Origin of the sequence: Nocardioides sp., from assembly GCF_024509035.1 — a bacterium.
In the GTDB taxonomy this organism is placed as follows: Bacteria; Actinomycetota; Actinomycetes; order Propionibacteriales; family Nocardioidaceae; genus Nocardioides.
This window is the reverse complement of sequence record NZ_JANINT010000177.1, coordinates 1-13,552: the sequence shown is the minus strand read 5'-3', so window position 1 is coordinate 13,552 and position 13,552 is coordinate 1. Positions and strand designations below refer to the sequence as shown.

The window sequence follows — 13,552 nt, the reverse complement described above, 5'->3', positions numbered from 1 at the left end:
TTCCTGCTCGGCGCCGACGTCCGCCCCTCGTGCGGTCAGCCTCGCGGTCGGAGACGCGCCACTAGACTCGGGGCCCGGCGCGCGCAGCCGGCGCGGCCGAGGGGGCGAGCAGCAGATGGCCAGGAAGACGACCCGTCGACACTCGCAGGGCGAGACCTCACGTCAGGCGATCCTCGACGCAACCCTGCGCATCGCGGGCCAGCGGGGCTACGTCGGCACCACGCTGGCGCAGGTGACCCGAGCGAGCGGTCTGCCGGCCAGCTCGGTGTACTGGCACTTCGGCAACAAGGACGAGCTCCTCGCCGACGCCCTCGATCACGGGTTGGCCCAGTGGGATGGGACGGTCCCGCCGTGGGGAGAGCTCGATCCCGAGCGGCCGCGCGAGGACGAGCTGTTCGCGCAGATGGCGGCGATCACCCGCACCCTCGACGAGGCGTCCGGCTTCTGGCGGATGGGGCTGCTCATCGCCCTGGAGACGGGACCCCAGGTCGGCTCGGGGCCGCGCGAGCGTTTCGTCGCGGCCCGCCGGCGGGCACTGGCGCGGGTGGCCGACTGGTGGCAGCGCTCGCTCGCCGCCGAGCGCCATGCGGGCGTGGCGGGCGATGCCGACGACGGCTCCACGCAGGCCGACGCCGCGCGGGCGCAGACGCTGGCCTTGCTGACCATGGTCGCCATGGACGGCCTCTTCCTCACCCATCAGTCGGATCACGATGAGGATCTCGGGCCGCTGCTGCGCCTGGCGGCCGTCGGACTCGACGCCGCCGCGCGGCAGTTGAGCGAGGGCCTCGCGCCGTTGCGACCTACGCCTGCCGCGCCGCCCATGCGTCGGGTCGTCGCGGATCCCGACTCCAGCCGCAGCAGGTTTCTCGAGGCGGCCGCCTCGGTCGCGGCGGAGAGTGGCTACGAGGGCGCCTCGATCTCGCGGATCTGCGAGCGCGCCGGGCTGCCCGCCAGCTCGCTCTACTGGCATTTCAAGGACAAGGACGACCTCCTGGCCGCGGTGATCGAACACTCCTACCAGGAGTGGTCTCTCGCGCAGCCGGGCTGGCTGCCGCCCGAGCCGGGCACCCAGTGGCAGGACGCCCTGCGCGCGCACTTCGCCGTCAGCTTGGGCGGCCTCGCGGACCGGCCGCTGTTCTTGCGGATGGGCCACCAGCTCCTGCTGCTCCAGCGCGAGAACCCGCCGGCCGCCCGGGAGCGCTTCGTGGCGGTTCGCCGCCAGGCACGACTCGTGAGCCGGGAGTGGTACGCCGACGCGCTCGGAGTCGAGGCCGACGACGGACTTCCGGACGGGATGTCGCTCCTGACGATGGTGCTGTCCGACGGGCTGTTCTTCTCCAACCAGATCGACGTGCCGACCTGGGACGTCGAGGTCTTCGCCGAGCTGGTCGTCACGATGCTGTCGACAGCCGCCGAGCGACCCGTCGCCGTCCGCGGCCAGGCCGCCGCGCCCTCCTGAGCAGCGGCCCGCTCACCGCGCTCGGCTTCGGCTGCACACCGGCGCTGCCCTGGGCGCCCGACGGCTCAGCCGGCCAGGGTCGTCGGGTCCGTGTTGGCGCCGCAGACGACGACGGCGACGCGTTCTCCGGGCTCGGGGACGTAGCGGCCCGAGAGCAGCGCGGCGTACGCCGTGGTCGCGCCGTGCTCGGACGCGATCCGGTAGTCCGCCCAGAGCGCGGCCCGCGCCGCGACGATGTCGTCCTCGCCCACGAGCACGGAGACCGGCTGCTCGGCCTCGACCGCGGCGAATGCCAGGTCGCCGACGCGGCGCGCGCCGAGCGAGTCGGCCGCGACGCCGGACACCGTGACGTCGACCGGGGCGCCCACCTCGATCGCGCGGTGCAGGGTCGGGCACAGCTCGGGCTCGACGGCGACCACGCGGGCCCGGCCGCGGGCGGCCGCGGCCACGCCGGCGTAGAGCCCGCCTCCACCCACCGCCACGACGATCGTGTCGATCGACGGCTCGTCCTCGAGCAGCTCCTCGGCCAGCGTTCCCGCGCCGGCGACGACGTCGGGCTGGTCGTAGGCATGGGCGAGCACCGCGCCGGTGTCGTGGGCGAAGGCGGCGGCGGCCCGGGAGGACTCGGCGTACTCGGCCCCCACCCGTCGCACGTCCGCGCCGTAGCCGCGGATCCGCGCGACCTTCACCTCCGGAGCCGCCTCCGGCACGAACACGGTGGCCCGCAGGCCGAGCTGCCGGGCCGCGAACGCCTGCGCCAAGCCGGCGTTGCCGCCCGAGGCGATGACGATGCCCGCCTCCCCGATCTCGCCGGTCTCGACCCCCGCGAGCTGCCGGTTGAACGCACCGCGGGTCTTGAAGACGCCGCAGTGCTGGAGGAACTCGCACTTCAGCCACGGGTCGCCGGTCGCGGCCGGCGGCAGCAGCGGCGTACGACGGACCCTGCCCTCGATCCGCTCGGCGGCGGCCAGGACGTCGTCGCGGGTGATCAGCACGCGGCCATTCTCCCCGCACCCTCGTGGCCCGCACCTAGGGTGTCGCCGGGGAGGCACCGACCAGGAGGATCCGATGGGCACCTACGTCGTCACCGGAGCCGCGTCCGGCATGGGACATGCCGTGGCCGAGCGGCTGCGCGGGGCCGGCCACGCCGTGATCACCGTCGACGTGCGCGATGCCGACGTCGTGGCCGATCTCGCCACGCCCGAGGGACGGCGTGCCGCGACCGACACGGTGCTCGCCTCGACCGGCGGACGCCTCGACGGCGCCGTCCTGGCGGCGGGCCTGGGGCCGGTGCCCGGACGCGAGGAGGCGATCGCCCAGGTCAACTTCGTCGCCGTCGTCGAGCTGCTCGAGGGCTGGCGGGGCGCCCTCGCGCGCGCCGCCGAGGACGGTCGTCCGACGAAGGTCGTCGTCTTCGGGTCCAACTCGGCCTCGGTCACCCCGGGCATCCCCGGCGTGCTGGTCGGCTCCTACCTGCGCGACCGGCCGCAGGTGCGCCGGCGCGTGCTGCGCCTCCTGGGCCGTAACGGGGCGGCGTTCACCTACGGCGCCTCCAAGCTCGCGCTCACGCGCTGGGTGCGCCGGCAGGCGGTGACGCCCACCTGGGCCGGCGCCGGCATCCGGCTCAACGTGCTCGCTCCCGGCGCGATCCTCACGCCGCTGCTCCAGGCCCAGCTCGACGGCCCCGACCGCGACCGGATCGAGACCTTCCCGGTCCCGACCGGCGGCTACGGCGACCCGGAGGCGATCGCCGAGTGGGCGGTGTTCATGCTCGGTCCGGCCGCCGACTTCCTGTGCGGCAGCGTCGTGTACGTCGATGGCGGCACCGATGCCTACTTCCGCAGCGACGCGTGGCCGGCGTCCTCGAGCCTGGCCTCGATCCCGCGGTGGTACGCCCGGATGCGCGCGTTCTCCCCCTCCGCGGGTCAGGCCACGACGTCATCCGGACACAGCAACAGGTGACACCGCCCGTCTGACGTCCCGGCCACCTGGGTCGCCGATCCTCAGCGACCGCTCTCGAGGTACCCCAGCATCCGGTTGAACAGGTCCGCACCGCGTGCGAGGTCGCGCGAGGCGGGCGGCGGGTCGTCGTCGGGCGCGTCCTCGAACGCGGGCGCCCGGTCGGGCGCGTACTCCTCAGCCAGGGCTTGGGCGACGCGACTCGCGTCGCGCACCACGTGGGGGTCGACCGACCAGAGCATCTCGAACCGGCGACTCCGTTCGGGCACCGTGCCCTGGCCGGGCAGCTGCACCGCCGCGAGGCAGGCCGGCAGGTCGACCGCGTCGCACACCACGACCCACTCCCGCGCCAGCGGCGCGTCCGCGGGGAGCGCGACCTCGACCAGCCGGCCCTCGGCGTGGGTGCCGCGCTCGTCGGACAGCTCGGCGAACGCGACCGCGGAGCGCGCGGTGCGCGCGAGCTCGACCCAACGCTCACGTGAGGGCCGCAGGTGCGCCTCGCGCTGGAATGCGCCGAACAGCAGCGGCTGCGCCGCGCGCGCACAGCACTCGTCCTCGATCGCGTGGCTGAGCGCGACCAGGCTGCCCTTGGTCAGCAGCTGCGGGGCGAGCTCGGGATGGCGCTTGCGGAGCTCGGCGAAGACCGACCGCGTCGGGTAGGGATCCGGGCTGACGCCGCGGATCGCGGCCTTGAGCGCCACCCCGTCCTGGCGACGACGCAGCACCTGGACGACGGCGTCGACGTCGGACTCCGCGTAGCGGCGGTGCCCGCCCGCGAGCCGCTCGGGCCGCGGGAAGCCGTAGCGCGTCTCCCAACTACGAAGCGTCGCGGTGGGTACACCCGTACGAGAGGCGAGTTCGCCGATCGTCAGCAGGTCGCGCTTCGGATGCTCCATCGATACCTTCTTCACGATGCATAGGTTACTGTTCTAAGTGTTGCACAAGTTTCGGCACACGCGGCGCGACCCGGGAGGACCCATGACCGCAGGCACGACCGACGAAGCCCTCCGACGGCTGCTCGCCGAGGGACGCGCCCGCGCCGCGAGCGTCGACCCGGAGCATGCCCGCCTCTGGGACGCGCTCAGTGACGCCACGCAGGGCGGCAAGCGGTTCCGCCCCGCGCTCGTCCTCGCTGCCCACGACGCGCTTCGAGGCGGCGCCCCCGCCGCGGCCGCCGAGGTCGGGGCCGCGATCGAGCTGCTGCACACCGCGTTCGTCATCCACGACGACGTCATCGACGGCGACCACCTGCGCCGCGGCCGGCTCAACGTCAGCGGCACGTTCCGCGCCTCCGCCCTGCGGTCCGGCGCCTCCCCCACGCAGGCACACGAGTACGGCGTCACTGCGGCGATCCTGGCCGGCGACCTCGCGCTCACCGCCGCCGTCCGCGCCGTCGCCACCTGCGGAGCCCCGGCCGGGGCCGTGCACCGGCTGCTCGACCTGCTCGACGGCGCGCTCCACGTCACCGCGGGCGGCGAGCTGGCCGACGTACGTCTCTCCTTGAACCTGGCTCCGGCCTCCCTCGCCGAGAGCATCGCGATGGAGGAGCAGAAGACCAGCGCCTACTCCTTCGCCCTCCCGCTCCAGGCCGGCGCGGTCCTCGCCGGCGCGGACGAGGCCACGATCGCACGGCTGGGCGAGGCGGGTCGCTGCATGGGCATCGCCTTCCAGCTCCTCGACGACCTCATCGGTGTCTTCGGCGACCCGAGCCGGTCGGGCAAGAGCGCCACCAGCGACCTGCGGACGGGCAAGCAGACGCCTCTGCTGGTGCACGCCCGGTCCACGGTGGCCTGGGAGCGGTTGAGCACGTACGTCGGGCGCGAGCTCGACGACACCGAGCTCGCCGAGGCGCAGGACCTGCTCACCGCCTCGGGGTCGCGGGGGTTCGTCGAGGCTCTCGCCGAGCAGCACCTCACCACCGCCCGCGCGATCCTGGGCGACCTCGGCGTCGTCGTCGACCCGCTCCACGACCCGGCGACCGGATGGTCGCTGCTCCTCGACGGCCGGGAGGTCGCGGCATGACGCTCTTCCTGCGCTCCAGCACGCCCCGCAGCCAGTACGACGCGGTCTCCGAGGGCAGCTCCGCCCTGGTGATCCGCGCCTACTCCAGCTCGTTCGGCCTGGCCTCCCGGCTGCTGGCCGAGCCCGTGCGGACCCACGTCCGCAACGTCTATGCGCTGGTGCGGGTCGCGGACGAGATCGTCGACAACCCCGACCCCGGCCTCGCACGGGACACCCGCGACACCATGCTCACCTGGCTCCAGGAGGACGTCCGCCAGGCCCTGCGCAGCGGCTACAGCGCCAACCTCGTGGTCCACGCGTTCGCCCGCACCGCCGCGGTGAGCGGCATCGCGGACGAGATCGTCGCACCGTTCTTCGCCTCGATGCGCATGGACCTCGACACGACCGAGCACACGCCCGACAGCTTCGAGCGGTACGTCTACGGCTCGGCCGAGGTGGTCGGGCTGATGTGCCTGCGCGTGTTCCTCGCCGCCCCCGACGGCCCGCCCGACCCGGCGGCGGCCTACGAGCGGCTCGCCCCCGGCGCCCGGCACCTGGGCGCGGCGTTCCAGAAGCTGAACTTCCTGCGCGACCTCGCCGAGGACCACGGCGTCCTGCACCGCGACTACTTCCCCGGCCTGGACGTCGACCGCATCGACGACGCCGACCGCGACCGCATCCTCGACGACATCGATCGCGACCTCGCGGCGGCCGCGGCCGTCGTACCGGAGCTGCCGGCGAGCAGCCGGCGCGCCGTGCACGCCGCGCACGCGACGTTCACCGAGCTCGCCGCGCGGCTGCGCGCCACCCCGGCCGAGGAGATCGTGCGTCGGCGGGTGCGCGTGCCCGGTCCGGTCAAGCTCCGGCTCGCCGCGGGCGCCCTGAGAGGGGGCCGGTCGTGACGCCGACCAGGACCGTGGGCCTGCCCGAGCGCCTCGCACGCCGTTCCGACCCCGACGGTGCACAGGACCACGACACCCCGGCGGACGCACGGGAGGACGTCGTCGTCATCGGCGGCGGCATCGCCGGCCTCGCCACCGCGGCGCTGCTCGCCTCCCGGGGCTACGGCGTCGACCTGATCGAGAAGAACGACGACCTCGGCGGTCGCGTCGGCAGCTACGAGCGGGCCGGGTTCCGCTGGGACACCGGCGCCTCGTGGTACCTCATGCCCGAGGTCTTCGAGCACTTCTTCGTCCTGCTCGGCACCACCGCGGCCGACGAGCTCGACCTCGCGGTCCTCGACCCGAGCTACCGCGTGTTCTTCGAGGGTGAGCCCGAGCCGGTCGACATCCGGCCCGATCGCGCCCACAACCGGGCGGTCTTCGAGTCGCTGCAGCCGGGATCCGGCGCGAAGTTCGACGCCTACCTCCGCTCGGCCGAGGACACCTACGACGTGGCGCTGCGCCGCTTCCTCTACACCAACTTCGACTCCCCCTCGGCACTGCTCAACGCCGAGGTGGTCCGTCGTACGCCGACGCTCGGCCGGCTGCTGACGCGGTCGCTGGACCGCCACGTCGCCGCGTCGTTCTCCGACCACCGGATCCGTCAGGTGCTCGGCTACCCGGCGGTGTTCCTGGGGTCCTCGCCGCAGCGCGCCCCGAGCATGTACCACCTGATGAGCAGCCTCGACCTCGGCGACCGGGTGCTCTACCCCCAGGGTGGGTTCACCGCGCTGATCGAGGCGATCGCCGGCCTGGCCCGCGCCCACGGCGCCCGCCTCCACACCGGCCGCGCCGCGACCGCGATCACGACCAGCCGCTCCGGCCGCCGCGCGCGGGTCACCGGCGTGGACTACGTCGCCCTCGGCGGCCGCACCCCCGGCAGGCTGCCCGCCGACGTGGTGGTCGGCGCGGCCGACCTGCACCACCTCGAGACCGAGCTGCTCCCCGACGCGCTGCAGACCCACCCCGAGCGCTCGTGGCGCGATCGCTCCGCGGGGCCGGGCGCCGTCCTGGTCCTGCTCGGCGTCGAGGGCCGGATCCCGCAGCTGCCCCACCACTCCCTGTTCTTCACCCAGGACTGGGACCGCAACTTCGGCGACATCTTCGGGCCCGAGGCGCGGGTGCCCGACCCGGCCTCGATCTACGTCTGCAAGCCGTCCGAGACCGACGCGAGCGTCGCACCCGAGGGCTGCGAGAACCTCTTCGTGCTGGTCCCGGTGCCCGCCGACACGAGCATCGGCGCCGGGGGCGACGACGGAGCGGGCTCCGAGGCCGTCGAGCGGGCCGCCGACGCGGCCATCGACCAGGTGGCCGCCTGGGCCGGCATCCCCGACCTGCGCGCCCGCATCCTCGTGCGCCGCACGATCGGCCCCGAGGACTTCGCGACGCAGTACAACTCCTGGCGCGGCGGGGCGCTGGGGCTGGAGCACACGCTGCGCCAGAGCGCGTTCTTCCGTCCGGGCAACGTGTCCGCGAAGGTCGACGGCCTGCTGTACGCCGGGTCCACGACCGTCCCGGGCGTCGGACTGCCGATGTGCCTGATCAGCGCCGAGCTCGTGCTCAAGCGGCTGACCGGGGACCGCTCGGCCCGGCCGGTCAGAGCATGAGCCTGCTGCACTGGTCCTACGTCGCGATGCTGGCGTTCTGCCTGGCCGGCACCCTGCCGCTCGTCCCCGCGTTCGGGCTGCGGGTGCTGCGCCAGCCGCGCCGGCTGCTGCTGACGGTCGCGCTCGCGGGGACGCCGTTCCTCGTCTGGGACCTCTACGCCACCCACGCCGGCCACTGGCACTTCGACGGCGACCAGACGCTGCCGCCCCGGGTCGCCGGGCTGCCGCTGGAGGAGATCGGGTTCTTCGTCGTGATCCCGATCGTCGCGGTGCTCACCCTCGAGGCCGTCCGCGTCGTGCGGCGCGCCGGCCTGCGTCCGCGTTCACAGCGGTCCCAGGGGGCAGCATGAGCTACACCGCGCTCGCGGTCCTCGGCGTGCTCGCCGCGCTGGTGCTCGACCGCGCCGTGGCCCGCACCCGGCTCACCGGCACGCGCGACTGGTGGTCGGCGTACGCGATCATCGTGTTCTTCCAGCTGATCACCAACGGCTGGCTGACCGGGCGGGGCATCGTGCGCTACGACGGCGACACGATCCTCGGCAGCGACCGCCCCGTGCTGGTCGGCGACGGACGCCTCCTCTACGCCCCGGTCGAGGACCTCGCCTTCGGGTTCGGGCTCGTGCTCACCAGCTGCGTCGTGTGGACCTGGCTCGGCCGTCGGGCCGGCGAGGGGCCGCGCTCATGAGCCCGGCGAGCGTCGCCGAGCGCCTGCAGGCGATGCGGCCCACCGAGATCGGTGTGCCCGGCCCGACGCCGACCGACATGGCGCGCGCCTTCCGCTCCGTGCGCCGCGACCCGCTGGGCTTCCTCGTCGAGGTGCGCGAGCAGTACGGCGACACGGTCGCGTTCCCTGTGCCCGGCTCACCGGCGCTCCTGGTCAACGACCCGGTCGAGGTGTCGTACGTCCTCAAGACCGCCGCGCGCAGCTGGACCAAGGACACCGTGCAGTACGCCGCGCTGGGGCGCGTGACCGGGCCGGGCCTGCTGGCCTCGGCCGAGCCGAGCTGGATCGAGCACCGGCGCGCGGCCGCACCCGCGTTCCACCACCACCGGCTGGCCGCGGTGAGCGAGCAGGTGCGACGGGCCGCCGACGACGTGCTCAGGACCGCGCTCCCGACCACGCCCGGCACTGGCGCGGTGGTGGACGTCTCCGGCCTCATGCACCGCATCGCCCTCGACGCCGTCGGGCGCGCGCTGTTCGCCGCCGACCTCAGCGGGCACGCCCGTCAGCTGCTCCGCGCCACGAGCGATGCCGCCGAGCTCGTCGTGCGTCTGGGCCGCTCGATCCTGCCCACCGCGGAGTGGGCGCCCACCTGGCTCAACCTGCGGTTGCGTCGCGCGCGCCACCGGCTCGACGCGATCACCGGCGAGCTGATCGCCGAACGGCGGGCGCGCATGGCCCTCACCGACGAGGGCGGACCCAGCGGCGACGACCTGCTCGGGCTGCTGCTGGACAGCGGGCTCACCGACCGCGAGATCCGCGACGAGCTCGTGACGATGGTCATCGCCGGTCACGAGACCGTGGCCGCGTCGCTCACCTGGACACTGATGCTGCTCGCCGAGCACCCGGAGGTCCAGGAGCGCTCGCGCGCCGAGCTGGCCGGCCTCGCCGGACCGGTGGGCCTGCTGCACGGTCGCGAGCAGCTGCCCTGGACGCGAGCGCTCGTCGACGAGGCGCTCCGGCTCTACCCGCCCGCGTGGGTGGTGTCTCGCCGGTCGACCCGCGACGACGTGCTGGGCGAGCTCCCGGTCCCGGCAGGGACGCTCGCGATCATCAGCCCGTGGCTCGTGCACCGGCGCCCGGACGTGTGGCCCGAGCCGGAGGCGTTCCGGCCGGAGCGGTTCCTCGACCCGGCGGCCACCCGGCACGCCTACCTGCCGTTCGGCCAGGGACCGCGGCTGTGCATCGGGCGCGACTTCGCGCTCGGCGAGATGGTCGTCGTGCTCGGCCGGGTCCTCGAGTCGCACCGTCTCGGGCTCCCGCGCGAGTGGGCGCGCCCGCGGCCGAGCGCCCAGGTCGCCGTGCACCCCCGCGGCGGCATGCCGCTCGTGCTGAGCTCCCTCCCCGGGCGACGCCGATGATCGGCGTCCTGATCGACGGGGTGATCGGGCTCCTCCTGCTGACCGGCCTGGTCGCCGGGCAGTGGCTGGTCCGCGACCTGCGCACGGTGCCGACCGCCGCGGGGGCCGACTCGGGCGCCGGCCGGCGCGCCGACGTCTGTGTCGTGGTGCCGGCCCGCGACGAGGAGCGGACGCTGCCCGCCCTCCTGGCCTCGGTGCGCGCCCAGTCCTCCCCCGTCGCCGAGGTCGTGGTCGTCGACGACTCCTCCCGCGACGCCACCGCCGCCGTCGCCCGAGCCGCGGGTGCCCACGTCGTCGACGCCGGTCCCCCACCCGCCGGATGGACGGGCAAGGCGTGGGCGTGTCACACCGGCACCCGGGCCGGGGGTGGCGACGCGCTCCTGTTCCTGGATGCCGACACCGTGCTCGCCGACCCCGAGGCGCTCGACGGGCTGGTGGCGCTGCTGCAGGAGCGCGGCGGCCTGGTGTCGGTGCAGCCCTTCCACGAGGTCGAGCGTTCCTACGAGCAGCTCTCGGCGTACTTCAACCTCGTCTCCCTCATGGCCAGCGGCGCCTTCGCGCCGGGTGGCGCGCGGCGGCGACCGATGGCGTTCGGACCGTGCCTGCTGACCTCGCGCGCGGACTACGAGCGGGCCGGCGGCCACGAGGCCGTGCGCGGCGCCATCCTCGACGACGCGGCGCTCGCGGCCGCCTACGACCGGGCCGGGCTCCCCGTCAGCTGCGCGGTCGGCGCCGAGGCCGTGCGGATGCGCAGCTATCCCGGTGGCCTGCGACAGCTGGTCGCCGGATGGACCAAGAACATCGCCTCCGGCGCCGGAGCGGCCGCGCCGGCACCCACCGCCGGCGCCGTCGCGTGGGTCTGCGTCCAGCACGCCGTCGCCGTCGGTGGCGTGCTTGCTCTGGTCACCGTCCTCGGTGGCGGCGACGCGCTCGCGACCGGCCACCCCGCGCTGTGGGCGGCCGCCTGGGTCGCCGTCACCGCCCAGCTGCGGTGGCTGCTGGGTCGGGCCGGGTCGTTCCGTTGGTGGACCTGGGCGCTGTTCCCGCTGCCGCTCCTGGCGTTCGATCTCGTCTTCGCCCGCTCGGCGGCGCTCACGCTCGTACGCCGCTCCGTGCGGTGGCGCGGGCGCGAGGTCGACCTGCGGCACGGGCGCGCGGAGGGGACCGCCTGATGGTGCGCCTGCTGATGCCCCAGTGGCTGACGATCCTGGTCGACATCGCGGCCTGGGGCTTCTTCCACGCCGCGACCGGCTACGCGGCGTACCGGCTCGGCGACGCCCGCCTCAGCCGGGACGGCTGGCTGCTGCGGCCGCGCCGCTTCGAGGCCGGCGGACGGTGGTACCTTCGTCTCCGGATCCATCGCTGGAAGGACCGCCTGCCCGAGGCCGGCGCACTGTTCCCGGGCGGCGTGAGCAAGCGACAGCTGCCCGGCCGCGACGTCGCGGGCCTGCGGCTGTTCGTCCGGGAGACCCGGAGGGCCGAGCTCACGCACTGGTGGGCGATGTCCTGCGCGCCGGTGTTCGTGCTGTGGAACCCGCCGCTGGCGGCGGTGCTGCTGGTCTCCTACGGCGTGCTGGTCAACCTGCCGTTCATCATCATCCAGCGCTACAACCGGTTCCGCACGCAGGCGCTGCTCGCCCGGATCGAACGCCGGGGCGTGACGCCGTGACCGCCGAGGCGACCCCGGCCCGGCTCCCCGCCACCACCGCGCACGACGACCGCCACGCGGGCCGGTCGACGCGCCACGGGCCCATCGCCCAGCTGCTCATCGCCTGGTCGCCGCTCAGCGCGATCCTCGTCGCCTACTGGACGGCCCAGTGGATCACCGCCCCGCTCGAGGCCGGCGACGGCGCAGGCACCAACCGCCTGGGCGCCGCCCTGCACGTGCTCGGCCCGGCCCGCGCCGACGAGGCCGTCTTCGGCACCCTGCCGAGTGCGTGGCTGCAGGCGCGGCTCGTCGACGGCACCACGCACTGGTATGACGCCGCAGCGGCCCTCGTCTACGTCACCCACTTCGTCTCGATCCCGCTCCTGACCGCCGTCGCGTGGTTCCGGCTCCGACACCGGTTCGGCGACTGGCTCGTCGCGGTGCTGACGTTCTCGTTCGTCGGGGTCGCCGGCTACGTCGCCTACCCCGCCGTGCCGCCGTGGATGGCGGCCGAGGACCGCTCTGTCGACGGAGCCGTCGCCGGCGTACGCCGGGTCTCCGACCTCGGCTGGGACCACCTCGGGCTCGGCGCGGTGGGACGACTCGTCGAGCTCGGGCAGAGCAGCAGCAACCCCGTCGCCGCGATGCCGTCCCTGCACGCGGGAGCCGCGCTGCTCGTCGCGCTGTTCCTCTGGCCGTCGGTCGGGAGGCTTGCGCGCGCGACGCTGCTGACCTACGCGTTCGCGATGGGGCTCACGCTGGTGTACACCGGGGAGCACTACGTCGTCGACGTCGTCGCGGGCTGGGGCGTCGCGGTGGTCGCGGTGCTCCTCGTCGGCGCCCGCCGAACGCCCACCCGCAGCCCCGACCTCCCCGACCTCCCCGATCCCCGTCCAGACCCCGAGGTGACCCGATGAACCAGCCCACCACGACCCGCGCCACCGAGTCCGTGGTGCTGCTCGACGAGGACGGCCGCGCGATCGGTGAGCGCGACAAGAGCGCGGTCCACCACGCCGACACGCCGCTGCACCTGGCGTTCTCCTGCTACGTCTTCGACGGCGACGGCAACGTGCTGGTCACCCAGCGGGCCCTGCACAAGCAGACCTGGCCCGGCGTGTGGACCAACACCTGCTGCGGCCACCCGGGTCCGGGCGAGCCGATGGTCGACGCCGTCCGTCGCCGGCTCCACCAGGAGCTGGGCGCCGCCGTGAGCGACCTGCGCCTGCTGCTGCCGGGGTTCCGCTACCGCGCGGAGCTCGACGGCGTGGTCGAGAACGAGATGTGCCCGGTGTTCGTCGCGACCGTCGACGGCGACGTGCGGCCCGACCCCGACGAGGTCGCCGAGGCCCGCTGGGAGCCCTGGACGACCTTCCGCGCGGGCGTCCTGGACGGCACCCGCGAGATCTCGCCCTGGTGCCGCGACCAGGTGGCCCAGCTGCCCGCGGATCCCACCAGCGCCCCCGAGGCGTCGTACGACGAGCTGCCGCCGGCCGCGCGACCGTGAGCCGTTCCTCGGCCAGACTGGTCCGATGACCGCCGATCTCACCGACCCGCTGTCGACCCTGAGGCACTACCTCCAGCGCGGACGCGACGCACTCGTGTGGAAGCTCGACGGACTCTCCGAGCGCGACGTGCGACTACCGCGGACGCCGACCGGCCTCACCCTCGCCGGCATCGTCAAGCACTGCGCCAACGTGGAGATCGGCTACTTCGGCCTCACCTTCGGGCGTGAGTGGCCCACGCCGGAGGACCCCTGCTACGTCGCGCTCGACGCCTACGACGAGGACCCCCAGGCCGACTGGGTCCTGCCGGCCGAGGTCACGACGGCCGACCTCCTCGCGTTCTACCGGCGCGT

Annotated in this window: 15 protein-coding genes; 13 read left to right on the top strand and 2 right to left on the bottom strand. The window is 74.4% G+C overall.

The genetic code is table 11. From position 1 onward, the window contains the following. Positions 1 to 115: 115 nt before the first annotated feature. On the top strand, positions 116 to 1,459 hold the full coding sequence (locus Q0L15_RS13500; protein ID WP_296604966.1) for a TetR family transcriptional regulator: 1,344 nt from the start codon (positions 116 to 118) through the stop codon (positions 1,457 to 1,459). 65 nt (positions 1,460 to 1,524) lie between these two features. Here the strand turns inward: Q0L15_RS13500 and Q0L15_RS13495 are convergent, their stop codons facing one another. Then, a complete protein-coding gene (locus Q0L15_RS13495) occupies positions 1,525 to 2,454 on the bottom strand; it encodes a threonine/serine dehydratase (RefSeq protein WP_296604965.1) in 930 nt (309 codons plus the stop codon). Between the two features lie 73 nt (positions 2,455 to 2,527). On the opposite strand from Q0L15_RS13495, the gene Q0L15_RS13490 reads away from it, so the two are divergent. Further along, positions 2,528 to 3,421: an SDR family oxidoreductase gene (locus tag Q0L15_RS13490; RefSeq protein WP_296604964.1), complete on the top strand. Its 894-nt coding sequence runs from the start codon at positions 2,528 to 2,530 to the stop codon at positions 3,419 to 3,421. A gap of 41 nt (positions 3,422 to 3,462) precedes the next feature. Here Q0L15_RS13490 and Q0L15_RS13485 read toward each other — a convergent pair whose 3' ends face one another. Continuing rightward, on the bottom strand, positions 3,463 to 4,314 hold the full coding sequence (locus Q0L15_RS13485) for a DICT sensory domain-containing protein (RefSeq protein ID WP_296604963.1): 852 nt from the start codon (positions 4,312 to 4,314) through the stop codon (positions 3,463 to 3,465). Between the two features lie 82 nt (positions 4,315 to 4,396). On the opposite strand from Q0L15_RS13485, the gene Q0L15_RS13480 reads away from it, so the two are divergent. The 11 genes from Q0L15_RS13480 to Q0L15_RS13430 all read left to right on the top strand — a co-directional run. Next, a complete protein-coding gene (locus Q0L15_RS13480; protein WP_296604962.1) occupies positions 4,397 to 5,440 on the top strand; it encodes a polyprenyl synthetase family protein in 1,044 nt (347 codons plus the stop codon). After that, complete coding sequence (locus Q0L15_RS13475) at positions 5,437 to 6,321, top strand: squalene/phytoene synthase family protein (RefSeq protein ID WP_296604961.1); 885 nt, start codon at positions 5,437 to 5,439, stop codon at positions 6,319 to 6,321. The genes Q0L15_RS13480 and Q0L15_RS13475 overlap by 4 nt, the downstream gene beginning before the upstream one ends. Next, entirely contained in the window at positions 6,318 to 7,967 is a 1,650-nt protein-coding gene (crtI, locus tag Q0L15_RS13470) for a phytoene desaturase family protein (protein ID WP_296604960.1), read from the top strand. The genes Q0L15_RS13475 and crtI overlap by 4 nt, the downstream gene beginning before the upstream one ends. Continuing rightward, a complete protein-coding gene (locus tag Q0L15_RS13465) occupies positions 7,964 to 8,317 on the top strand; it encodes a lycopene cyclase domain-containing protein (protein ID WP_296604959.1) in 354 nt (117 codons plus the stop codon). The genes crtI and Q0L15_RS13465 overlap by 4 nt, the downstream gene beginning before the upstream one ends. Continuing rightward, the gene (locus Q0L15_RS13460; RefSeq protein WP_296604958.1) at positions 8,314 to 8,652 is read left to right on the top strand and encodes a lycopene cyclase domain-containing protein; all 339 of its coding nucleotides are present in this window, start codon (positions 8,314 to 8,316) and stop codon (positions 8,650 to 8,652) included. The genes Q0L15_RS13465 and Q0L15_RS13460 overlap by 4 nt, the downstream gene beginning before the upstream one ends. Continuing rightward, the gene (locus Q0L15_RS13455; protein WP_296604957.1) at positions 8,649 to 10,049 is read left to right on the top strand and encodes a cytochrome P450; all 1,401 of its coding nucleotides are present in this window, start codon (positions 8,649 to 8,651) and stop codon (positions 10,047 to 10,049) included. Before Q0L15_RS13460 ends, Q0L15_RS13455 begins: the two co-directional genes overlap by 4 nt. Continuing rightward, positions 10,046 to 11,221, top strand: a complete 1,176-nt coding sequence (locus tag Q0L15_RS13450) for a glycosyltransferase family 2 protein (RefSeq protein ID WP_296604956.1) — start codon at positions 10,046 to 10,048, stop codon at positions 11,219 to 11,221. Before Q0L15_RS13455 ends, Q0L15_RS13450 begins: the two co-directional genes overlap by 4 nt. Continuing rightward, the gene (locus Q0L15_RS13445) at positions 11,221 to 11,718 is read left to right on the top strand and encodes a hypothetical protein (RefSeq protein WP_296604955.1); all 498 of its coding nucleotides are present in this window, start codon (positions 11,221 to 11,223) and stop codon (positions 11,716 to 11,718) included. Before Q0L15_RS13450 ends, Q0L15_RS13445 begins: the two co-directional genes overlap by 1 nt. Then, on the top strand, positions 11,715 to 12,614 hold the full coding sequence (locus tag Q0L15_RS13440; protein ID WP_296604954.1) for a phosphatase PAP2 family protein: 900 nt from the start codon (positions 11,715 to 11,717) through the stop codon (positions 12,612 to 12,614). Before Q0L15_RS13445 ends, Q0L15_RS13440 begins: the two co-directional genes overlap by 4 nt. Further along, entirely contained in the window at positions 12,611 to 13,201 is a 591-nt protein-coding gene (idi, locus tag Q0L15_RS13435) for an isopentenyl-diphosphate Delta-isomerase (RefSeq protein WP_296604953.1), read from the top strand. Before Q0L15_RS13440 ends, idi begins: the two co-directional genes overlap by 4 nt. A 25-nt stretch (positions 13,202 to 13,226) precedes the next feature. Then, positions 13,227 to 13,552 (top strand): DUF664 domain-containing protein (locus Q0L15_RS13430; protein WP_296604952.1); only part of this gene is annotated, 326 nt, incomplete at its 3' end.

Bases quoted from the DNA above. Each gene is read 5' to 3' on its own strand.
- Q0L15_RS13445 (WP_296604955.1), top strand. From the start codon at position 11,221: ATGGTGCGCCTGCTGATGCCCCAGTGGCTGACGATCCTGGTCGACATC.
- Q0L15_RS13475 (WP_296604961.1), top strand. From the start codon at position 5,437: ATGACGCTCTTCCTGCGCTCCAGCACGCCCCGCAGCCAGTACGACGCG.
- Q0L15_RS13455 (WP_296604957.1), top strand. From the start codon at position 8,649: ATGAGCCCGGCGAGCGTCGCCGAGCGCCTGCAGGCGATGCGGCCCACC.
- idi (WP_296604953.1), top strand. From the start codon at position 12,611: ATGAACCAGCCCACCACGACCCGCGCCACCGAGTCCGTGGTGCTGCTC.
- Q0L15_RS13480 (WP_296604962.1), top strand. From the start codon at position 4,397: ATGACCGCAGGCACGACCGACGAAGCCCTCCGACGGCTGCTCGCCGAG.
- Q0L15_RS13485 (WP_296604963.1), bottom strand. From the start codon at position 4,314: ATGGAGCATCCGAAGCGCGACCTGCTGACGATCGGCGAACTCGCCTCT.
- Q0L15_RS13460 (WP_296604958.1), top strand. From the start codon at position 8,314: ATGAGCTACACCGCGCTCGCGGTCCTCGGCGTGCTCGCCGCGCTGGTG.
- Q0L15_RS13500 (WP_296604966.1), top strand. From the start codon at position 116: ATGGCCAGGAAGACGACCCGTCGACACTCGCAGGGCGAGACCTCACGT.
- Q0L15_RS13465 (WP_296604959.1), top strand. From the start codon at position 7,964: ATGAGCCTGCTGCACTGGTCCTACGTCGCGATGCTGGCGTTCTGCCTG.
- Q0L15_RS13490 (WP_296604964.1), top strand. From the start codon at position 2,528: ATGGGCACCTACGTCGTCACCGGAGCCGCGTCCGGCATGGGACATGCC.
- Q0L15_RS13450 (WP_296604956.1), top strand. From the start codon at position 10,046: ATGATCGGCGTCCTGATCGACGGGGTGATCGGGCTCCTCCTGCTGACC.